The sequence below is a fragment of the Pseudomonas sp. B23(2017) genome, from assembly GCF_002113725.1.
Taxonomy (GTDB): domain Bacteria; phylum Pseudomonadota; class Gammaproteobacteria; order Pseudomonadales; family Pseudomonadaceae; genus Aquipseudomonas; species Aquipseudomonas putida_Z.
This window is the reverse complement of the sequence record NZ_NEJM01000007.1, coordinates 1-19405: the sequence shown is the minus strand read 5'-3', so window position 1 is coordinate 19405 and position 19405 is coordinate 1. Positions and strand designations below refer to the sequence as shown.

General features: G+C 63.7%; 20 protein-coding genes, 1 tRNA gene and 1 pseudogene. 9 read left to right on the top strand and 13 right to left on the bottom strand.

The window, feature by feature from the left end; all coding sequences use genetic code 11:
* Positions 1-277: 277 nt before the first annotated feature.
* Complete coding sequence (locus tag CAG46_RS13150) at positions 278-1492, bottom strand: MFS transporter (RefSeq protein ID WP_025337646.1); 1215 nt, start codon at positions 1490-1492, stop codon at positions 278-280.
* 181 nt (positions 1493-1673) lie between these two features.
* Between CAG46_RS13150 and CAG46_RS13145 the strand changes: the two are divergent.
* Together CAG46_RS13145 and CAG46_RS13140 are read left to right on the top strand one after the other, a co-directional pair.
* Positions 1674-2234, top strand: a pseudogene (locus CAG46_RS13145) (FecR family protein); the annotation flags it as partial.
* A 131-nt stretch (positions 2235-2365) separates the two neighbouring features.
* Positions 2366-2442, top strand: a tRNA-Met gene (locus CAG46_RS13140).
* A gap of 99 nt (positions 2443-2541) precedes the next feature.
* Here the strand turns inward: CAG46_RS13140 and CAG46_RS13135 are convergent.
* Positions 2542-3156: a LysE family translocator gene (locus tag CAG46_RS13135; protein ID WP_085617304.1), complete on the bottom strand. Its 615-nt coding sequence runs from the start codon at positions 3154-3156 to the stop codon at positions 2542-2544.
* Between the two features lie 246 nt (positions 3157-3402).
* Between CAG46_RS13135 and CAG46_RS13130 the strand changes: the two genes are divergently transcribed.
* Entirely contained in the window at positions 3403-4320 is a 918-nt protein-coding gene (locus CAG46_RS13130; protein WP_085617302.1) for a LysR substrate-binding domain-containing protein, read from the top strand.
* Here CAG46_RS13130 and CAG46_RS13125 read toward each other — a convergent pair.
* From CAG46_RS13125 to CAG46_RS13105, 4 genes are all read right to left on the bottom strand, one after another.
* Positions 4260-4835, bottom strand: coding sequence for a D-Ala-D-Ala carboxypeptidase family metallohydrolase (locus CAG46_RS13125; RefSeq protein ID WP_085617300.1), 576 nt, complete (start codon positions 4833-4835; stop codon positions 4260-4262). The genes CAG46_RS13130 and CAG46_RS13125 overlap by 61 nt on opposite strands.
* A gap of 186 nt (positions 4836-5021) precedes the next feature.
* Positions 5022-5660: a carbonate dehydratase gene (gene can, locus CAG46_RS13115; protein WP_025337641.1), complete on the bottom strand. Its 639-nt coding sequence runs from the start codon at positions 5658-5660 to the stop codon at positions 5022-5024.
* 52 nt (positions 5661-5712) lie between these two features.
* The gene (rimI, locus tag CAG46_RS13110; RefSeq protein ID WP_025337640.1) at positions 5713-6168 is read right to left on the bottom strand and encodes a ribosomal protein S18-alanine N-acetyltransferase; all 456 of its coding nucleotides are present in this window, start codon (positions 6166-6168) and stop codon (positions 5713-5715) included.
* Positions 6165-6950, bottom strand: a complete 786-nt coding sequence (locus tag CAG46_RS13105; RefSeq protein WP_085617296.1) for an energy transducer TonB — start codon at positions 6948-6950, stop codon at positions 6165-6167. Before CAG46_RS13105 ends, rimI begins: the two co-directional genes overlap by 4 nt.
* A 285-nt stretch (positions 6951-7235) precedes the next feature.
* Here CAG46_RS13105 and mksB point away from each other — a divergent pair, with 285 nt between their 5' ends.
* Genes mksB through mksF form a run of 3 tightly spaced genes read left to right on the top strand, consistent with a single transcriptional unit; the run spans position 7236 to position 12053 of the window.
* Positions 7236-8525 carry an Mks condensin complex protein MksB gene (mksB, locus tag CAG46_RS13100; protein ID WP_024086237.1) on the top strand — a complete coding sequence of 430 codons (1290 nt, stop codon included), beginning with the start codon at positions 7236-7238 and terminating at the stop codon, positions 8523-8525.
* Entirely contained in the window at positions 8515-9222 is a 708-nt protein-coding gene (gene mksE, locus CAG46_RS13095; protein WP_025337638.1) for an Mks condensin complex protein MksE, read from the top strand. The genes mksB and mksE overlap by 11 nt, the downstream gene beginning before the upstream one ends.
* On the top strand, positions 9219-12053 hold the full coding sequence (gene mksF / locus CAG46_RS13090) for an Mks condensin complex protein MksF (RefSeq protein ID WP_085617294.1): 2835 nt from the start codon (positions 9219-9221) through the stop codon (positions 12051-12053). The genes mksE and mksF overlap by 4 nt, the downstream gene beginning before the upstream one ends.
* A gap of 131 nt (positions 12054-12184) precedes the next feature.
* Here the strand turns inward: mksF and CAG46_RS13085 are convergent, their stop codons facing one another.
* The 5 genes from CAG46_RS13085 to rplU form a co-directional block, all read right to left on the bottom strand.
* Complete coding sequence (locus CAG46_RS13085; protein ID WP_085617292.1) at positions 12185-12628, bottom strand: CreA family protein; 444 nt, start codon at positions 12626-12628, stop codon at positions 12185-12187.
* Positions 12629-12650: 22 nt separating this feature from the next.
* Complete coding sequence (gene proB, locus CAG46_RS13080; RefSeq protein ID WP_025337635.1) at positions 12651-13769, bottom strand: glutamate 5-kinase; 1119 nt, start codon at positions 13767-13769, stop codon at positions 12651-12653.
* A gap of 85 nt (positions 13770-13854) precedes the next feature.
* Positions 13855-15081 carry an Obg family GTPase CgtA gene (gene cgtA, locus CAG46_RS13075; RefSeq protein ID WP_025337634.1) on the bottom strand — a complete coding sequence of 409 codons (1227 nt, stop codon included), beginning with the start codon at positions 15079-15081 and terminating at the stop codon, positions 13855-13857.
* A gap of 189 nt (positions 15082-15270) precedes the next feature.
* Positions 15271-15528 (bottom strand): 50S ribosomal protein L27, encoded by a 258-nt coding sequence (gene rpmA, locus CAG46_RS13070; RefSeq protein WP_003247464.1) that lies wholly within the window; start codon positions 15526-15528, stop codon positions 15271-15273.
* 38 nt (positions 15529-15566) lie between these two features.
* Positions 15567-15881: a 50S ribosomal protein L21 gene (gene rplU / locus CAG46_RS13065; protein WP_003247466.1), complete on the bottom strand. Its 315-nt coding sequence runs from the start codon at positions 15879-15881 to the stop codon at positions 15567-15569.
* A gap of 244 nt (positions 15882-16125) precedes the next feature.
* Here rplU and CAG46_RS13060 point away from each other — a divergent pair, with 244 nt between their 5' ends.
* The 3 genes from CAG46_RS13060 (at position 16126) to CAG46_RS13050 (ending at position 17954) form a co-directional block, all read left to right on the top strand.
* On the top strand, positions 16126-17094 hold the full coding sequence (locus CAG46_RS13060) for a polyprenyl synthetase family protein (RefSeq protein WP_003256318.1): 969 nt from the start codon (positions 16126-16128) through the stop codon (positions 17092-17094).
* 188 nt (positions 17095-17282) lie between these two features.
* Positions 17283-17624: a zinc ribbon domain-containing protein YjdM gene (locus CAG46_RS13055; protein WP_009686103.1), complete on the top strand. Its 342-nt coding sequence runs from the start codon at positions 17283-17285 to the stop codon at positions 17622-17624.
* 84 nt (positions 17625-17708) lie between these two features.
* On the top strand, positions 17709-17954 hold the full coding sequence (locus CAG46_RS13050) for a hypothetical protein (protein WP_075043718.1): 246 nt from the start codon (positions 17709-17711) through the stop codon (positions 17952-17954).
* A gap of 127 nt (positions 17955-18081) precedes the next feature.
* Here CAG46_RS13050 and CAG46_RS13045 read toward each other — a convergent pair whose 3' ends face one another.
* The gene (locus tag CAG46_RS13045; protein WP_025337633.1) at positions 18082-18699 is read right to left on the bottom strand and encodes an FKBP-type peptidyl-prolyl cis-trans isomerase; all 618 of its coding nucleotides are present in this window, start codon (positions 18697-18699) and stop codon (positions 18082-18084) included.
* A gap of 85 nt (positions 18700-18784) precedes the next feature.
* On the bottom strand, positions 18785-19090 hold the full coding sequence (locus tag CAG46_RS13040; RefSeq protein WP_015268897.1) for a DUF6482 family protein: 306 nt from the start codon (positions 19088-19090) through the stop codon (positions 18785-18787).
* Positions 19091-19405: the final 315 nt, after the last annotated feature.

The window sequence follows — 19405 nt, the reverse complement described above, 5'->3', positions numbered from 1 at the left end:
CGACGCTTGAGCACCGTATCGCTCGGCCACGCGCGACGCAGGGCCTGGAAGGCAGGCGGGCGGGCGTTTGGCAGGGACTGGGTACGGCACATCGCTTTGACTACTACGCAGGTGGTTGGGGAAAGGCGGACTCTAGGCCACCGCAGGTTGGCTCGTCAATTGCCCAGGGGGCCTCTACGAGGCCCTTTCGCGACACAAGGCCGCTCCTACAACAGTACGCAGTCCCCTGTAGGAGCGGCCTTGTGTCGCGATGGGCTGCAAAGCAGCTCCGGCAACCTCAGCGCTTGCCGGTACTTGGCAAGAACACCGCCAGCAATCCGAACAACGGCAGGAACGAACACAGCTCGTACACGTACTCGATGCCACGCAGGTCCGCCACATACCCCAGCAAGGCCGCACCGATGCCACCAAAGCCGAACATCAGCCCGAAGAAGATCCCGGCAATCATGCCCACGCTGCCCGGCACCAACTCCTGCGCATACACCACGATCGCGGAAAACGCCGAAGCCAGGATAAAGCCGATCACCACGCTCAACACGGTGGTCCAGAACAGGTCGGCATACGGCAGTACCAGGGTGAACGGCGCCACGCCGAGGATCGAGAACCAGATCACCGCCTTGCGCCCGATGCGATCACCGATCGGCCCGCCAAAGAAGGTACCTGCCGCCACCGCACCGAGGAACAGGAACAGGTGCAGCTGCGAGCTGGCCACCGACACATCGAACTTCTCGATCAGGTAGAAGGTGAAGTAGCTGGTAAAGCTGGCCATGTAGAAGTACTTGGAGAACACCAGCAGGCCCAGCACGATCAGCGCCGCGACCACCCGCCCGCGGGAAATGCCGTGGGTCGCCTGCACTGCCTTGCGCGCCTTGGCCTGGTTGAGGTGCTCCTTGTACCAGCCACGCAGCATCAGGGTGACGCCGAGGAAGAACAGCGCAGCCAGGCCGAACCAGGCCACGTGGCTCTGGCCGAACGGAATGACAATGGCCGCCGCCAGCAGTGGGCCCAGCGCAGAGCCGGTGTTGCCGCCGACCTGGAAGGTCGACTGGGCCAGGCCGAAGCGCCCGCCCGAGGCCAGCCGCGCAATACGCGAGGTTTCCGGGTGGAAGGTCGACGAGCCGATCCCCACCAGCGCCGATGCCAGCAGAATCATGGGGAAGCTGCCGACGAAGGCCAGCATCACTATACCCACCAGGGTACACAGGGTGCCCAGCGGCAGCAGGTTCGGCGCCGGTCGGCGATCGGTGAAAAAGCCGACCCAAGGCTGCAGCAGCGAGGCGGTGATCTGGAACGTCAGGGTAATCATGCCGATCTGGGCGAAGCTCAGGTCGTAGTTGGCCTTGAGCATCGGGTAGATCGCCGGCAGCACCGACTGGATCAGGTCATTGATCAGGTGCGCCAGGGCGCAGAAACCGATGATGCGCATCACCAGCGGCGTGGCTTGGCTCGCCGCCGCACTGGTGGGCGCCGTGGAGGCGCTACTGATAGCCATGTGCCTGAATCTCCGTCAGCAGTTTGGGATCCGATTATCGGGAAACAAATAGATACATAGCTACCTTTTTTATCTCTCTGTCGTGACGCACTTGAAAATGGTTATCAATATAATTAGCATCCTTGGCCCATACCCTGTCATCGTTGGGCGAAACGGCCCCTATCGCGAGCAGATCGAACCCATGAGCCAGATGCTCGCCAATCAGCTGCAGCCTGACCGCCCCCGCCCTCGGCAGATCAACACGCGCCGCAGCCACATGGGCAAATGGCTGGCGCTGCTATTCCTGCTGGGGTTAGGCGCTGCAGCCTACCTGTACTGGCCGCTGATGCAGCGCCTGGGCAGCGAATTGCACACCGAGGCAGGTGAACGCCGCAGCATCCGCCTGGCCGATGGCACCACCTTGCACCTGGGCAGCGCCAGCGCGATGAACGCCGACCTGCGCGGCCGCACGCGCCAGCTGCAGCTGGTGCAGGGCCGGGTATACCTGGAAGTGATGCTCGACGGCCGGGCCATGGAGGTGACAGTGGGCGATGCGCGCATCCAGGTGTTCGGTACCCGCCTGCAGGTCGCCCGCCATGCCGGGCATGACGAACTGGTGGTGTTCAGTGGCAAGGCCATGGTTATCCAGGGTGGCGAACAGCGCCTTGTATCGGCGGGCGAGCGGGTAACCTTCGATGGCGGGCGTATCGGCCCGTTACAGAAAGCCGACCTCAAGGGCACCGATGGCTGGCGCAACGGGCAGTAGAAAGCCGGCGAGATGCCGTTGGGCAAGGCAGAACCGGGGGCCTGGCCGCTAAGTTTTTGAAAGCGTGCAAATTTTTTTTGAAATGAGTGTTGACAGGGGGGCCGTTCAAGAGAATAATGCGCGCCATCGGCTACATAGCTCAGTTGGTTAGAGCATAGCATTCATAATGCTGGGGTCCGGGGTTCAAGTCCCTGTGTAGCCACCAAACAAGACGAAGGGCTTACCGCAAGGTAAGCCCTTTTTCTTTGCCTGCGAAAAATACCACAGGCCTGCCCCCTCCCCCACAGGGCATGCAATCGCTACCTCAACGCATGCCGGTCACCGCCACAGCCAGGCCCAACCCGATCAGCGCCAGGCCGATTACCCGGTCCACCAGCCTTTGCCGCTCGATCATCGCCTTGCGCAATGCCGTGCTGGAGAAGAACACCGCCACCAGGCTGAACCACAGCCAGTGGGCAACGGACATGAAAGCGCCGTAGGCAAAATCCAGCGCCAGCGAGCTGTCAGGCTGCACGACCTGGGTGAAGGCACTGATGACGAACAGCATGGTCTTGGGGTTGAGGGCGTTGGTCAGAAAGCCCGTGCGCAGGGCCTGCGTTACGCTGGCTGCGGATGCGGCAACCCCGTCGAGGCTGATGCGCCGGGTGTTGGTCAGCGACTGGTAACCCAGGTAGACCAGGTAACCCGCGCCCAGCACTTTCATACCTAGGAACAGAGCCGGGCTCTGGCTGATGATCACCGCGATGCCCAGCACCGTGTACAGAACGTGCACCTGCACTCCCAGGGCAATGCCCACGGCGGCAGCCAACCCGGCCTTGCGGCCCTGTGCATAACTGCTGCGGGTGACCATGGCGAAGTCGGCACCGGGGCTGATGACGGCAAGCAGGGTGAACAGGGCGACGGCAATGAGTTCGGTCATGCTGGTGGCTCTCGATAGGCGATGGAAATGCACAGACCAGGTAATTATCGAGAGCTTATAGCCCAGGAAAAATCGATTTATAGTGAAGCAAATCTGATAGCTTTCTTCACAGATACATAGAACCTGTGCTGGCCTCTTCGCGGGTAAACCCGCTCCCACAGGGACTTCACCAAACCTGAGGGCGGCGCATCACCTGTGGGAGCGGGTTTACCCGCGAAGAGGCCAGCACAGGCAAACAGGGATGCCATGAAACTGCCGCCACTCAATGCCTTCCGCTACTTCGACATCGCCGCCGAAACCGAAAGCTTCGTGCGCGCCGCCGAGCACCTGCACGTCACCCATGGCGCAGTCAGCCGCCAGGTGCGCCTGCTTGAAGAAAGCCTTGGTGTGGAGTTGTTCGAGCGCCGCAACCGGGCCATTTTCCTCACCCCTGCCGGCCGTGCCTTGCAGGGCACCACCCAGGCGATCTTCGAGCAGCTCGAAGGCGCCGTGCAGCGCTTGCAACAACAGGCCCGCGACAACGTGCTGGTGCTGTCGTGCGAGCCGACCATCGCCATGCGCTGGCTGATCCCGCGCCTGCCCCGCTTTCATGCCGCCCATCCCGACCTGCAGTTGCACCTAGTGGCCGCAGGCGGGCCACTCGACTTCGCCCGCAGTGGTGTCGACCTGGCAATTCGCCGCGATGACTTCCACTGGGACAAGCAGCTGTACAACCAGAAGATCTGCGACGAATGGATCGGCCCGGTCTGCCACCCCACCGCCCCCATCCAACTTGAAGGCCAGCGCCTGCTGCACAGCGCCACCCGCCCCGGCGCCTGGCCCAACTGGCTGCGCCTGAGCGGCCAGCAGGCCCGTCATACCGAGCGCAGCGACTACGAGCACTTCTACCTGTCGATTCAGGCCGCCAGCGCAGGCCTGGGCCTGGCCATGGCCTCAGCCCTCATGGTGCGCGACGAACTCGACAGCGGGCAGTTGCAGGCGCCGTTCGGCTTTGTGCGTGACGGCTCGGCCTACCACCTGCTCAGCCCTCAGCCGCTGGAAGACGACGGCAAGCGCCAGCGCTTCGCCACGTGGGTGATGGGCGAATGCAGGAGCTGCCTGGCTCATCTGGGCTTGATACAGAACGACGAACCTGCACGGCCGTCACCACCCCAGGTGCGGTAACCCGCGGTATCCACATGAATCCGTCCGGACGGATAGCGCCCCAGGCCCATGTTCCAGGCCTGGCCATACTGCTGCCAGAAACGGCACAGCGGGTTGGGGTCCGCCCAGTCGGGTAGCAGGATATCGACGGCGAACGCCCGGGTATGGGCGCTGTTGGCCGCCCCGCCGGCGCAGACGTTCAGGCGTGGGTCTCGATAGGCCGAAACCACCTCGAACTGGCGCAGGATGCCCTGGTCGTCGAGCGCCTTGATCAGCGAGAGCGTAGAACGCACTGCCGGCCAGTTGCTGGCAGGCGGCACGGCGAAGGGGGACGCGTGGCACAGCTTCCAGTCCGAAGCCGAACGCAGCAGCTGATGGATAGGCACTATGCCGTAAAGGCGGGCATCCACCAGCATTTCACGGAAGGGACGAGTGTGATGGTCGCCAGCCCACTGGGCGAACATCCACAGGTCGCGTTCGTCGGCGTGGGCAGCGGCCGTTATCAGGAGGCTTGCAGCCAGAAGCAGTTTTTTCATTCCTTGACCATCCCTGCATGGAGACTGCTATACGCCCCCCTTGTAGGAGCGGCCTTGTGTCGCGGACGGGCTGCGAAGCGGCCCCAGATTTTCAGCTTCGCTGCTGATATTGCCGGGGCTGCTGCGCAGCCCGCTCGCGACACAAGGCCGCTCCTACAAGGGGCCGCGTCAAACTGGCAAACGTTACTACTCCAACGCCCGCAACCGATACTGCGGCGGCAGCTGGGCGAAGCCGCTGATGGTGGTGTCCAGGCTCTTCCACCGGCCATCCTTGATGCCATAGATGCAGCCATGCACCGACAGCTCCTGACCACGGTGCCAGGCGTTCTGCACGATGCTGGTGTGAGCCACGTTGGCCACCTGCTGGATGACGTTCAGTTCGCACAGGCGGTCGACCCTGGCCTCTTCGTTGTCCAGCTTGGCCAGCTCGGCGCGCTTTTCGTAATACAGGTCGCGAATCGAGCGCAGCCAGCCGTCGATCAGACCCAGCTGACGGTCCTGCATGGCGGCGCGCACGCCACCGCAACCGTAGTGGCCGGTGACCAGGATGTGCCGCACTTTCAGTACTTCCACCGCGTACTGGATCACCGACAGGCAGTTGAGGTCAGTGTGCAGCACCACGTTGGCAACGTTGCGGTGGACGAACAGATCGCCCGGCAGCATGCCAACGATTTCGTTGGCCGGCACGCGGGCGTCGGAGCAGCCAATCCAGAGGAATTCGGGAGTCTGCTGGCGGGCCAGCTTGGCGAAGAAGTCGGGGTCGCGCTGGTTGATCGCGTCAGCCCAGCGGGCGTTGTTGTCGATCAGTTCCTGCAGGTCGTGCATGGTCGTTGCCTCATCAGGGTTTGCCTGCGTGACAGCGCCAGCCCCTGCAAGGTCAGTCCTCGAGCAGGGTGCAGGCCATCACCAGGGCGTCTTCACGGCCACCGGCAACCGGGTAATAGTCGCGGCGGCGGCCGATTTCGTTGAAACCGTAGCGCTCGTACAAACGATAGGCCGACTGGTTGCTGGCGCGCACTTCCAGGAAGCACTCCCTGCCATTGAGCTGGTAGGCCCGGGCCATCAGGTGCTCGAGCAGGCGCAGGCCCAGGCCGCAGCCCTGGTTTTCCGGCTTGACGGTAATGTTGAGCAGGTGCGCCTCGTCGATGATCACGTTGATCACGCCATGGCCCACCTGCTGCTGGCCGTCGAACATCAGCCAGACTTCGTACGACTTGAGCGCATCCTGAAAGATCCCGCGGGTCCAGGGATGACTGAACGCGGCATATTCGATCTTAAGTACGGCATCCAGATCCGCCTCGGTCATCGGGCGGAAGCTGATCGAGTCACTCATTCAACGCTCTTCCAGCGCGCCATCAGCTGGCGCATGGCTTTCCAGACGTCCGCCTTGCGCTGCGGCTCGTCCATCAACAGTTCAAGGCCCGGCAAGGCCCAGGCTTCGCCCAGGCCCTCGAGCTTCAGGGTTTGGTAATAGGCTTCGCCGTCGACATTGGCGGCAAAGCGCAGCGCCGGCAGGCCGACCAGCCACAGGCAGGTGCACGGGGCGTCTTCCAGGCGCGCCTGGACAAAGCCCTGGACGAAATCGCGCGCCGCCTCCGGGCCCTGGTCCATGTTGCCGCGCACCAGCAGCGGCCAGCGTACCGGCTCGCCGATGATCTGCGGGGCGTCGGGCAGGCCGGCGGCGCGCAGCATGTCCTTGAGCAGCAGGTAGGACGGGTCGCGGCTCTGGAACGGCTGGCCGGTGGCCAACTCCACCAGCAGCAGGCAGCTGCCGGCTCGCAGCAACTGCAGCGAGAAGCGCGGGGGTGGCACCGGGGCCGGGCGCGGTGGCGCGGCCTGCTCCTCGGCCTCGGCGGGCTTGGCGGCCGGCTTGGGCGCATTGCCCGGGCGCGGAATCTCGATTTTCGGCCGCTCGCCGGAGCGGGCCTGGGGGGTGACTGGCGCCTCGTTGGCAGCCGGTGCCGGCCTGACGTCGAAATCGAGGTCCTCGACCGGCGCCACCGGCAGCAGCAGCTCGGGCCGCGACGGTGCGGCGAACGGCAGTTCGGCGCGCGGCAGCCAGTGCACCACTTGCATGGCGGAAAGGTAGGCGCGGCGACGGGGTTCGGTGAGCAAGGGGCGGGTTTCCGAGGGGTGGAGACAATTGGCCATTCTAACGCCGTTGGCATTCGAGTGCCGCAACTGGTCGGCGGATTTTTATTGCCTGTACTGGCCCTTTCGCGGGTGAACCCGCTCCCACCAGTACTGCGCAAGGCCCTGTGGGAGCGGGTTCACCCGCGAAAGGGCCAGTGAATCCCCTACAACGACAAAGGTTATCTCTCATTACAGACCAAGGGGTGAAAACCTCCCCCCCGGATGCAGTACAATCGCCCCCTTTTTCTTGGCAACGAGTCGAAGCCAATGATCGAACCCAAGCGCGTCCTGCGCGCCCTAGCCGAACACTGGGCCCTGATCGAGCCGCTGTGCGAGCGTTTCGACCAGGGCACCCTGAGCCTGGTCGAATTGCGTCAGCATGTGGCCCGCCAGCAGGTCGAGAGCACCCCGCAGGACATCACCCAGCTGCTCGACGTGTGGATCCGCCTGGATATCCTGGTCCCGGTGGCCAAGAGCCCGAACCGTTTCGAGCTCAACGCGCAGATCCACGATTTCCTCGCCTACCTGCGCCGCGAACACCGGCTGGGCCTGTGCCTGGAGATCGAAGCCTACCTGCGCCACCTGGAACGCCTGGCCGGGCATATCCAGGACGCCTTCGACAACCGCGACAGCGACGACCTGGCGCGCCAGCTGCGCCTGCTCGACATGCGCGTGCGCGATGTACTGAAGAAGCTCGACAACGACGAACAGGCACTGGTGGCCGTGGCCGAGCGGGCCAAGACCAGCAACCGCCAGATCCCGCTGCGCCAGCGCTATGCCGAAGTACTGGCGACCTGGGACGAGTACGTCGAGCCGATGATCCAGCTGGTCAACGCCGACGGCGCCTTCGAACAGGGCGTGCGCAAGGTCGAGACCGTGCTGCTGAAGCTGCTGGGCGAACAGGCGCGCCTGGGCCACCTGGTCGACGACGACATGCTGCTGCGCACCCACGCGCGCATCCTGGAAATGCAGACCAGCGCCCAGCTGACCCTGCGCCACGCCCGCGAACTGCTGCTGCCGCTGCGTGAGGAAGCCCGCCGGCACAACGCCGTGACCCGTGGCGCCGCACTGGCCCTGTCGGTGATCCGGCGCAAGGGCATCGACGCCGTACCGCAAGCGGCCATGCCGATGTTCACCCGCCCGCAAAGCACCTTCCTCGGCAGCGCCAGCCAGGTCGAGGCCTATGTCTACGCCCTGGCCCGCTTCGAGCCCAAGCCGGCGCGCTTCCCCAAGGCCCACAAGACCCAGTCCGGCGCCCTGCCCCGTGCACCGCGCACGGTCAAGGAAATGGCCGAACGCTGCGAACAGGCCCTGCCGCTGCCCGACCTGATGGTCTGGCTGCTGGAGCAGGAACCCGAAGGCGCCACCGACGAGCTGCTGTACTGGTTCTCGCGCCTGTCGCGGGAAAAGCGCTTCAAGCGCGAACGCCTCGACCGCCGCGAGTACATCACCCAGGAACACTTGGTCAGCCTGCGCTCGTTCGCCCTGACTTCCAGCCGCGAAGACGCCGCCAGCGCGCCTACCGAATCCAACGCGAGCCCAGCCCATGCATCTTGATCTTTCCGAACTGTCCCAGCTCGCGCCGATCTTCCGCGAGCTGTTCAAAGGCTTCCACGTCAGCCGCCGCGACCCCGAGCTGTACGCCCAGCTGTCGAACTTCCAGGACCAGTACCGCACCCTGTTCAAGGCCCTGGGCTTCGAACTGGTGTGCGACACCCGTGGCTTCTACTACTTCGTGCCGGACATGACCGCCGCGCAGGTCAACAAGACCGCGCAGCGCCTGTCGCTGTTCACCTTCATCCTGGTCGAACACCTGGCCGACCAGGGCCGCGACCCGATGGCCGTGCTCGATGGCGGCAGCATCGGCCGTGACGAACTGCCCTCGCTGCTGGACAAGTACCGCGACCTGTTCCTGCAGGCCGAAGTGCAGACCGTGGACGAGCTGGAAGAAAAAATCCTGCGCCGCATGACCCAGCTCGGCTTCGCCTTCGAGGAAGGCGGCATCTACCGCTTCCTGCCGCCGATGCATCGCTTCCTCGACGTGTGCCTGGCCGTGCAGCAGGACCGCGACCTGGCGGCCACCCTGCACAGCGACCTGCCGCTGCCGACCCCGGTACTGGTCGAGGAAGAAAGCCCCGAAGAACTCAACCGCACCGACGACCCGCTCGACCTCACCCCCTTCGAGGGCGAGGAAAGCGAAGAGGAAGCCCTGGCCCGGGCGATCCGCGAAGAGCAACAGGAGATTGACGCATGAGCCAGGAACGCTACGGCATCCGCCGCTTCGCACTGCTCAACACCGCCGGCTACAGCCTTGGCCTGTTCCCGCTGGAGCACCCACTGTCGGTATACGGTGCCAACAACCTGGGTAAATCGGCGTCGATCAACGCCCTGCAGTTCCCGATCCTGGCGCGCATGTCGGACATGAGCTTCGGCAAGTACAGCCTCGAGCAGTCGCGCCGCTTCTACTTCGCCAGCGACACCTCGTACATTCTCTGCGAACTGAGCCTGCCCCACGGCCCGCACGTCATCGGCGTTGTCGGCCGCGGCCCGGGCGGCGGTTTCGGCCACCAGTTCTTTGCCTACAAGGGCGAACTGGACCTGGCCCACTACCAGAAGAACGACACCTGCCTGCGCCAGAAAGAGCTGTTCACCAACCTCGAGCGCCTGGGGATCAAGGCCTACGAGCTGAAGCCGGACGAACTGCGTCGTCTGCTGGTGGGTGGCCACACCTCGGTGCCGCTGGACCTGACCATGATCCCGCTGCGCTCGACCAGCGAGCAAAGCCTGAAAACCTTCCGCGCGCTGTTCATCAACCTGCTGCACATGCGCGAAATCACCGCCGCCAAGCTCAAGCAGCTGTTCCTCGACGCTTTCGAGCACAGCCTGCGCTCCGGTAGCGTCGACTATATCGCCGCGTGCGAGGAAGCCTTCCGCGACGTGCGCCGCATGGAACAGGACTACAACGCCCTGGTCGCCGCCGGCCCGCTGGTCGAGGCCCTGGCCGGTGGCGTGGCCCAGCGCGACATCCTGCGCGGCAAGCTGCACCGCATTTCGCCAGTGCTCGACACCCTGCTGGGCACCTGGCAGGAATACGCCATGGCGCGCAAGGAAGAGCTGGTGATCCAGGCCGAGCACTACCGTGGCGAGCAGGACCGCCTGCAGAACGACCAGCGTGGCGGTACTCAGGAGCTGATGCGCCTGGAGCGTGAAATCACCGGTATCCAGCGCTGGCTGGGCGAGCTGTCGGTGCTCAAGCACCGCTTCGCCCTGGTCGATGACGTCAAGGTGCTGGAGCAGCAACTGCTGGCGGCCAAGGACGCCCACGACGAACTGGCCGGCGCCCTGGCCCAGTCGCGGCAGTTCAGCGCCGAAGACCTGGACGAACGCGTCCGCGACCTGGAAAAGCGCCTGAAGCAGGTCAAGCAGCAGCTCGACCACGCCGACAACAACAGCTACGCCCGCCTGCGCGAAGAGTTCTCGCAGCAGGACGTCGACCGCCTGATGCGCCTGTTCAATGGCGCGCTGTTCAGCCTGCCGCTGGGTGACCGCGGTATCGAACTGGACGACAGCGACCTGTGGGTAAAATCGCTGGAAGCGGTACTCGACAGCTTCAAGGGCGAACGCTTCGAAGCCCCGGGCCTGTCCATCGACCTGTCGCACATCGACCCACCGGCGCTGCAGGCCCTGGCCGACCGTGCGGCCCTGCGTGACCAGAAAGAGCGCCTGGAAAAAGAGCTGAAGCAGCTCAAGACCCAACAGGCCGTGGCCGCCGACCGCTCCGCCTCCAAGGCGCAGACCGAGGCCCTGTACCAGGAAGTACTGGACGCGCAGAAAGCGCTGGAAGACTTCCGCCGCAGCGAAACCCTGGCCGCCGAAGAGCCCGAGAAGCTGGAGCAGCTGTCGCAGCTCGAAGCCGCCCAGGACGAACTCAAGCGCTCCAGCGACGCCTTCACCGAACGCGTCCAGCAGCTGTCGGCCAAGCTGCAACTGGTCGGCCGGCAGATCGGCGACCTCGAGGCCAAGCAGCGCACCCTGGAAGACGCCCTGCGCCGTCGCCAGCTGCTGCCGGCCGACCTGCCCTACGGCACGCCGTACATGGAAGCCATCGACGACTCGATGGACAACCTGCTGCCACTGCTCAACGACTACCAGGACAGCTGGCAGAGCCTGCAGCGGGTGGACAACCAGATCGAGGCGCTGTACGCCCAGGTGCGCCTGAAAGGCGTGGCCAAGTTCGACAGCGAAGACGACATGGAGCGCCGCCTGCAGCTGCTGGTGAATGCCTACGCGCACCGCACCGACGAAGCCCTGACCTTGGCCAAGGCCCGCCGCGCCGCGGTCACCGACATCGCCCGGACCCTGCGCAACATCCGCAGCGACTACGACAGCCTCGAGCACCAGCTGGCCCTGTTCAACCGCGAGATCAACAAGCGCCAGGTATCCAACCTGGAGAGCTTCCGCGTGGTGCTGGCGCCGAACAAGGAAGCGCTCAAGCACATCGACCAGATCATCCACAGCGCCGGTCAGTACGAAGAAGGCGAAACCCTGTCGGTATTCGACCTGACCCAGAGCGCCGAGCAGGACAACAAGAACGAAGAGGCCAAGGAATACCTGGCACGGTTGGTGGCAGCCAACCACAACCAGCTGGGCCTGAAGGACCTGTTCGAGCTGGCGTTCGAGATCACCAAGGTCAACGGCCAGCCGGTGATCCATGCCGACATCGACGGCGCGGCATCCAACGGCACCACCATGACCATCAAGGCGCTGACCAACATGTACCTGTTGCTGCACCTGATGGACCGCGACCTGGCCGGGCGCATCCGCCTGCCGTACTACCTGGACGAAGCGGCGGACATCGACGAACGCAACCAGGCTGCGCTGCTGGAAACCAGCCTGCAACTGGGCTTCGTACCGATCCTGGCGAGCGTGAAGCCGCAGGTGTCTGCACGCGTGGCGATCGACCTGGAAGGTGGTAGCGGGCCGAATGGCATCTACATCGACGAGGCGGACTGGAAGTTCATCAGCCGTCGGGATGAGGTGAAGGCGGTTGTGCGTGAGGATCATCAGGCCGAGGAATTGGCCTGATATTGGAGTAGTGGGGCCGCTTTGCGGCCCTATCGCGACACAAGGCCGCTCCTACAGGGATTCGCGTACCCCTGTAGGAGCGGCCTTGTGTCGCGATGGAGGCCGAAGGCCTCCCAGGATCTACCAGGCTATCAATGAGCCCAAGGCAGAATCGGAATCGCGGTCACCGCATTCTGCGGGCTGCCTTCGATCATGCGGTCGCTGTACACCAGGTACACCAGCGTATTGCGTTTCTTGTCGAGAAAGCGCACCACCTGCATGGTCTTGAACACCAGCGAGGTGCGTTCCTTGAACACTTCCTCGCCATCCTTCAGCTCACCCTTGAAGTTGATCGGCCCGACCTGACGACAGGCAATCGATGCCTCCGCCCGGTCCTCCGCCAACCCCAACCCACCCTTCACGCCGCCAGTCTTGGCCCGCGACAGGTAGCAGGTCACGCCCTCGACCTTGGGGTCGTCGAACGCCTCGACCACAATACGATCATTCGGCCCGAGGAACTTGAACACGGTGGACACCTGGCCGATTTCCTCGGCCCCGGCCAGCATCGGCAACGCCAGTGCAGCCACGGCAATCATCCTTTTCAGCACGTGCGCGCCCTCAGACCAGAACCAGGTTGTCGCGGTGCACCAGCTCAGGCTCCGCGATATAGCCCAGGATGCTTTCGATGGCATCCGACGGCTGACCAATGATCTTCTGCGCCTCCAGGGCGCTGTAGTTGGCCAGGCCGCGCGCCACTTCATGGCCGTCCGGGCCGACGCACACCACCATCTCGCCACGGCGGAAGCTGCCCTGCACGGTTTTCACGCCAACCGGCAGCAGGCTCTTGTTGGCCTGGCGCAGCGCCTGCACGGCACCGGCATCCAGCACCAGGGTGCCACGGGTCTGCAGGTGGCCGGCCAGCCACTGCTTGCGCGCGGCAAGCATGCCGCGCTCGGGCGACAGCAAGGTACCCAGACGCTCGCCAGCCTTGAGGCGATCCAGCACGCGCTCGATGCGGCCACCGATGATGATGGTATGGGCACCGGAACGGGCTGCCAGGCGCGCGGCGCGCAGCTTGGTCTGCATGCCGCCACGGCCCAGGGCGCCACCGGTACCGCCGGCCACGGCGTCCAGTGCCGGGTCGTCGGCGCGGGCCTCGTAGATCAGCTGGGCGTCGGGGTTGTTGCGCGGGTCGGCGTCGAACATGCCATCGCGGTCGGTGAGGATCACCAGCAGGTCAGCCTCGACCAGGTTGGCCACCAGCGCCGCCAGGGTGTCGTTGTCACCGAAGCGGATCTCGTCGGTAACCACGGTATCGTTTTCGTTGATCACCGGCACCACGCCCAGGTCGACCAGCGTGCGCAGGGTGCTGCGGGCGTTCAGGTAGCGCTTGCGGTCGGACAGGTCGTCATGGGTCAGCAGGATCTGCGCGGTGTGCTTGCCGTGCTCGCCGAAGCTCGACTCCCAGGCCTGCACCAGGCGCATCTGGCCGATCGAGGCAGCCGCCTGCAGCTCGTTCATCGCACTCGGTCGCGACGTCCAGCCCAGCTGGCTCATGCCGGCAGCCACGGCCCCGGAGGAGACCAGTACCAACTCCACGCCTGCCTCACGCAGCGCGACCATCTGCTCGACCCAAACGGCCATGGCACCGCGGTCGAGGCCTTTGCCATCGGCGGTCAGCAGAGCACTGCCAATCTTCACGACCCAGCGCTTGGCGCCCGTCACCTTGCTTCGCATCTTCTTCCAACCTATGTCGAATCTGTAGATACCGTGGATACAAAAACGCCGCTCCAAAGAGCGGCGTTTAGTGTACTGCAACCGGTCAGTCGCGCACGTAAATGATTTCCGGGCCGTCTTCGTCGTCCTCGAAATCATCGTCCCAACCGTCATCGTCGCCGATGTCGTGCACACTCTTGACGCCGGTACGGCGCAGGGTACGGGCGTCGTCCAGGGCCTGCAGCTGGGCACGGGCTTCGTCTTCGATACGCTGGTCGAGGTCGGCCAGCTCTTCGGCGTAGGCCGGGTCGTTGGCCAGGCGGTCGGCGCGGTCTTCGAGGTAGCGCATCAGGTCGTGGCTGAGCTTTTCGGTGCCCTGCTTGGAGATGGCCGAAATCACGTAGACCGGGCCTTCCCACTGCAGGCGCTCGACCACTTCCTTGACCCGCTCGTCGCGCTCGTCTTCCATGACCATGTCGGCCTTGTTCAGCACCAGCCAGCGCTCACGCTCTGCCAGCGACGGGCTGAAGCGGGTCAGCTCGTTGACGATGACCTCGGCGGCATCGGCCGGGCTGCTTTCGTCCAGCGGCGCCATGTCCACCAGGTGCAGCAGCACGCGGGTACGCGCCAGGTGCTTGAGGAAGCGGATACCCAGGCCGGCGCCTTCGGAAGCACCTTCGATCAGGCCGGGGATGTCGGCGATGACGAAGCTCTTCCAGCGGTCGACGCTGACCACGCCCAGGTTCGGCACCAGGGTGGTGAACGGGTAGTCGGCCACTTTCGGCTTGGCGGCCGAAACCGAGCGAATGAAGGTGCTCTTGCCGGCGTTCGGCAGGCCCAGCAGGCCGACGTCGGCCAGCACTTTCATTTCCATCTTCAGGTCACGCTGGTCACCTGGCTTGCCCGGGGTGGTCTGGCGCGGTGCACGGTTGGTGCTGGACTTGAAGCGGGTGTTGCCCAGGCCGTGCCAGCCGCCCTGGGCGACCATCAGCTTCTGGCCCGGGGTGACCAGGTCACCGATCACTTCCTGGGTGGAGGCGTCGATCACGGTGGTGCCGACCGGCACACGCAGGAACAGGTCGTCGCCTTTCTTGCCGGTGCAGTCGGTGCTGCCGCCGTTGGCGCCACGCTGGGCTTCGTGGTGACGGGTGTAGCGATAGTCGACCAGGGTGTTGAGGTTTTCGTCGGCGATCATGTACACCGAACCACCGTCACCACCGTCACCACCGTTGGGGCCACCGTTCTCGATGAACTTCTCGCGACGGAAGCTCATGCAACCGTTGCCACCGTCACCGGCCTTGACCCGAATGGATACTTCGTCAACAAACTTCATTCAAAACCGCCTCTCGCCTGCTGGCGAGTTGAATACCTGAAAAACCTGAGGCTCTTGCAAAAATGAGCGCGGCGGCCCCGTACGACCGTAGAAACCCACGCCGGCAGCCCATACAAACAGCTTTGCAAGAGGCTCACCACAAACGAAAAAGCCCCGTCGCATGACGGGGCTTCTGGAGCGACGTCGCGATTAAGCGGCGACGATGCTCACGTAACGGCGCATGAACTCGCCTTTTTTCTCGAACTTGATCACGCCTTCGATCTTGGCGAACAAGGTGTGATCCTTGCCCATGCCAACGCCGTAGCCAGCGTGGAATTCGGTGCCGCGCTGACGGACGATGATGTTGCCTGGCTTGATAACCTGGCCGCCATACATCTTCACGCCAAGGCGTTTCGATTCTGAGTCGCGACCGTTACGAGTACTACCACCAGCCTTCTTGTGAGCCATGGTTCAATTCTCCAAATAAATTCAGGGGATCTAGGGGATTAAGCCTGGATACCGGTGATTTTGATCTCGGTGAACCACTGGCGGTGGCCCATACGCTTCATGTGGTGCTTACGACGACGGAACTTGATGATGCGAACCTTGTCGTGGCGGCCTTGCGAAACGACTTCGGCCACTACTTTGGCGCCAGCAACAACTGGAGCACCGATGGTGACTTCTTCACCGTTGGCGACCAGCAGGACGCGATCGAAGGTCACGGATTCGCCAGTGGCGACTTCCAGTTTTTCGATCTTGAGGAATTCACCTTCAGCGACTTTGTACTGCTTGCCGCCGGTAACGATTACTGCGTAAGACATGGTATTTCTCCGATAATCCTGCTCACCCAGCGCTTTATATGATGAGTATTGGCTGGCATGGCTGCACAGGGCTGGAACGGCCCGGCGCAATTGCGTAAGGCAGGTGCTGCCCAGGAAGTTAGGGTGCGCGATTGTACGCAACCGCGGTTTTGCTTGCAAGTACCGCCCCCGGGGCGCTGGCACCGCGCCTTGACACACCGGGACCCGCGACCTAGCATGCCGCGCAACCTCACTGGAGCAGCCGATGCAACCCCAATCCTTCTACCGCGCGGTGGCTGATGATTTCAGCGCCGTCGACGAGATCATCAAGAAGCAGCTGACCTCGCGCGTGCCGCTGGTATCGAAGATCGGCGACTATATCACGTCCGCCGGTGGCAAGCGCCTGCGCCCCCTGCTGGTGCTGCTGTGTGGCAAGGCCCTGGGCCGCGAAGGCGACGACCTGCGCCTGCTGGCTGCCACCATCGAATTCCTGCACACCGCTACCCTGCTGCACGACGACGTGGTCGACATGTCCGGCATGCGCCGTGGCCGCTCCACCGCCAATGCCCTGTGGGGCAACGCGCCGAGCGTGCTGGTGGGCGACTTCCTCTATTCGCGCTCGTTCGAAATGATGGTCGAACTGGGCTCGATGCCGGTCATGCAGATCCTGTCCAAGGCCACCCGCGTGATTGCCGAGGGTGAAGTGCTGCAGCTGTCGCGGGTACGCGACGCCAGCACCACCGAGGAAGTCTACATGGAGGTCATCCGCGGCAAGACCGCGATGCTGTTCGAAGCTTCGACCCACAGCGCCGCCGCGCTGGCAGAAGCCACCGACGAACAGCGCGAGGCCCTGCGTACCTTCGGTGACCACCTGGGCGTGGCGTTCCAGCTGGTCGACGACCTGCTGGACTACAAGGGCGACTCGCAGACCCTGGGCAAGAACGTCGGTGACGACCTGGCCGAAGGCAAGCCTACCCTGCCGCTGATCTACACCATGCGCGAAGGCACCGCCGAACAGGCTGCGCTGGTGCGCCAGGCGATCCAGAAGGGTGGCCTGGAAGACCTGGAGCAGATTCGCGTGGCGGTCGAGGAGTCGGGTGCGCTGAAGTACACGGCGGAGCTGGCGCGTGACTATGTGAAGCGTGCGATCCAGTGCCTGGAAGTGCTGCCGGCCAGCGAATATCGTGACGCGCTGGTCGAGCTGAGCGAGTTTGCGGTCGCGCGTACTCACTGACAGATCGCATCAAATCCATTCGCGGGCTTGCCCGCTCGCACAGGATCTGCGCAAGCCTCAAAGCTAGCGCAGATCCTGTGCGAGCGGGCAAGCCCGCGAATGCTTTTGTCCGGACATAATCACTTCTGAAAAAATACCTTATACAATTCGGGTTTTTAACCGCCCGTCTGTTTGTTTGAGGAACCGAAGTGAGCACTCTGCCACCCTGCCCGAAATGCAACTCTGAATACACCTATGAGGATGGCACTCAGCTGATCTGCCCTGAATGCGCCCACGAGTGGTCGGCCAGCGGCGACGCCGAAGCGGCCAGCGACGAGGTGGTGAAGAAGGACTCGGTCGGCAACATCCTGCAGGATGGCGATACCGTCACCGTGATCAAGGACCTCAAGGTCAAGGGCTCGTCCTTGGTGGTCAAGGTTGGCACCAAGGTCAAGAACATCCGCCTGTGCGATGGCGATCACGACATCGACTGCAAGATCGACGGCATCGGCGCCATGAAGCTGAAGTCCGAGTTCGTACGCAAGGTCTGATTTTCCAAAAAACCGCCAATTGGCGCTTGCTATTCAGATAATAAGAATTATTCTCATTGGGACTGCTATCCAAGGAGAATAGCCATGACTTATCTGATCGACGCCTGGCTGGACCGCCCTCACCCCTACCTGCGCATTCTTCATCGGGAAACCGGCGAAGTGTGCGCGGTGCTCGAAGAAGAAGCGCTCGACGAGCTGCGTGACCAGGGCGACCTGGACATGAGCGGGCTGAACTCGAGTGAACCGGTGGTGCTCAAGGAGCTGGTGCGGAATCTGTTTCTGTTCTGCTATGCGCGGGCGTTGCGCCCCGGGGGGACAGACTGGAATTGAGGCTGACAGGGCCGGCCTCTTCGCGGGTGAACCCGCTCCCACAGGGACTCCACAGCATTTGAATCCTGCGCTGTACCTGTGGGAGCGGGCTTGCCCGCGAATGGGCCGCAAAGCGGCCCCAGCGGCATTACAGAACGTCGAGCAGCTCGACGTCGAACACCAGCACGCTGTGCGGCGGGATGCTGCCAACGCCTTGGGCGCCGTAGGCCAGCTCGCTCGGCACGTACAGGCGCCATTTGCTGCCAGCGTTCATCAGCTGCAGGGCTTCGGTCCAGCCAGCGATCACACCACCTACCGGGAATTCAGCCGGCTGACCACGGTCGTAGGAGCTGTCGAACACAGTGCCGTCGATCAGGGTGCCGTGGTAGTGGGTGCGCACGTTGTCTTCGCGGGTCGGCTTGGCGCCTTCGCCTGCGGTCAGTACTTCGAACTGCAGGCCCGAAGCCAGGGTGGTGATGCCGTCACGCTTGGCGTTCTCGACCAGGAATGCCTTGCCAGCAGCAGCAGCGGCTTCAGCCTTGGCGGCTGCTTCGGCTTGCATCACGTCGCGGATGACCTTGAAGCTGGCCGACAGGTCGGCTTCGCTGACACGGCTGTCGGCGCCGTTGAAGGCGTCGGTCAGGCCGGCCAGGATGGCTTCCAGGCTGACGCCTGGTGGCGGGTTATCGCGCAGCTGGCCGCCCAGCTGACGGCCGATGCCGTAGCTGACGCGAGTTTCGTCGGTGGACAGGTTGAGTTCGGACATTGTCGTGCTCCACTGCAGGGCGCAGTGAAGCCGCGCCCTTGATGAAAAGGGCGAGCAGCCTAGCACACTGGGGCGCTGCGAGCAGCTACCAGGCCGAGCGCTGGGAAATCGGCACCTTCAAGTCTTCTTCCGGGTGCGTGCCCATACCGCACATTTCGTCCTGCACCGACCAGTGCACCAGGTTCATCGAGACCATGGGGATGGTTTGCAGCAACTTGCGCGCGTCCTCCACCGAATGTACGCGCAAGCGTTCACCACGGGCATCGGACAGGGGGTGGGGGTGGCCTTTGATCCGGGCCTCGAGCAGGTAGTCACCGCCTTCGATGGCGATCAGGTTCAGTTCGTCCACATGGCCAGCCCTGGCCTCGGTGTTGAGCTGATGCAGGTTCATGAGAGCACCTCGCGATGGGAACCACGCATGAGAGCTCATTTTTTGTACAGAAAGGGAGAATGCACAAGGGCATGACTGACGCCGCTCGTCAGGTGGAAGCCGAACTGTGTGGGAGCGGCCTTGTGTCGCGAAAGGGCCGCATGGCGGCCCCAGGATATCAGCAGCAATGCATGAGCAGAGGGGGCTGCTGTGCAGCCCTTTCGCGACACAAGGCCGCTTGTGTCTTGATGAGGGATTAAAATCTGGAGTGAGAGCGGTGAATGACAAGCTGAATGCCGCAGGTGCCATGAGCACGAGTGGGAGCACAAGCTGTCA

What these genes read in the sequence shown, in the direction of transcription:
- CAG46_RS13060 (WP_003256318.1), top strand. Translation starts at nt 16,126, where the DNA reads ATGCAACCCCAATCCTTCTACCGCGCGGTGGCTGATGATTTCAGCGCC.
- CAG46_RS13040 (WP_015268897.1), bottom strand. Translation starts at nt 19,090, where the DNA reads ATGAACCTGCATCAGCTCAACACCGAGGCCAGGGCTGGCCATGTGGAC.
- mksE (WP_025337638.1), top strand. Translation starts at nt 8,515, where the DNA reads ATGCATCTTGATCTTTCCGAACTGTCCCAGCTCGCGCCGATCTTCCGC.
- CAG46_RS13130 (WP_085617302.1), top strand. Translation starts at nt 3,403, where the DNA reads ATGAAACTGCCGCCACTCAATGCCTTCCGCTACTTCGACATCGCCGCC.
- cgtA (WP_025337634.1), bottom strand. Translation starts at nt 15,081, where the DNA reads ATGAAGTTTGTTGACGAAGTATCCATTCGGGTCAAGGCCGGTGACGGT.
- proB (WP_025337635.1), bottom strand. Translation starts at nt 13,769, where the DNA reads ATGCGAAGCAAGGTGACGGGCGCCAAGCGCTGGGTCGTGAAGATTGGC.
- rimI (WP_025337640.1), bottom strand. Translation starts at nt 6,168, where the DNA reads ATGAGTGACTCGATCAGCTTCCGCCCGATGACCGAGGCGGATCTGGAT.
- rplU (WP_003247466.1), bottom strand. Translation starts at nt 15,881, where the DNA reads ATGTCTTACGCAGTAATCGTTACCGGCGGCAAGCAGTACAAAGTCGCT.
- CAG46_RS13045 (WP_025337633.1), bottom strand. Translation starts at nt 18,699, where the DNA reads ATGTCCGAACTCAACCTGTCCACCGACGAAACTCGCGTCAGCTACGGC.
- mksF (WP_085617294.1), top strand. Translation starts at nt 9,219, where the DNA reads ATGAGCCAGGAACGCTACGGCATCCGCCGCTTCGCACTGCTCAACACC.
- rpmA (WP_003247464.1), bottom strand. Translation starts at nt 15,528, where the DNA reads ATGGCTCACAAGAAGGCTGGTGGTAGTACTCGTAACGGTCGCGACTCA.
- CAG46_RS13050 (WP_075043718.1), top strand. Translation starts at nt 17,709, where the DNA reads ATGACTTATCTGATCGACGCCTGGCTGGACCGCCCTCACCCCTACCTG.
- CAG46_RS13085 (WP_085617292.1), bottom strand. Translation starts at nt 12,628, where the DNA reads ATGATTGCCGTGGCTGCACTGGCGTTGCCGATGCTGGCCGGGGCCGAG.
- CAG46_RS13125 (WP_085617300.1), bottom strand. Translation starts at nt 4,835, where the DNA reads ATGAAAAAACTGCTTCTGGCTGCAAGCCTCCTGATAACGGCCGCTGCC.
- CAG46_RS13150 (WP_025337646.1), bottom strand. Translation starts at nt 1,492, where the DNA reads ATGGCTATCAGTAGCGCCTCCACGGCGCCCACCAGTGCGGCGGCGAGC.
- CAG46_RS13135 (WP_085617304.1), bottom strand. Translation starts at nt 3,156, where the DNA reads ATGACCGAACTCATTGCCGTCGCCCTGTTCACCCTGCTTGCCGTCATC.
- can (WP_025337641.1), bottom strand. Translation starts at nt 5,660, where the DNA reads ATGCACGACCTGCAGGAACTGATCGACAACAACGCCCGCTGGGCTGAC.
- mksB (WP_024086237.1), top strand. Translation starts at nt 7,236, where the DNA reads ATGATCGAACCCAAGCGCGTCCTGCGCGCCCTAGCCGAACACTGGGCC.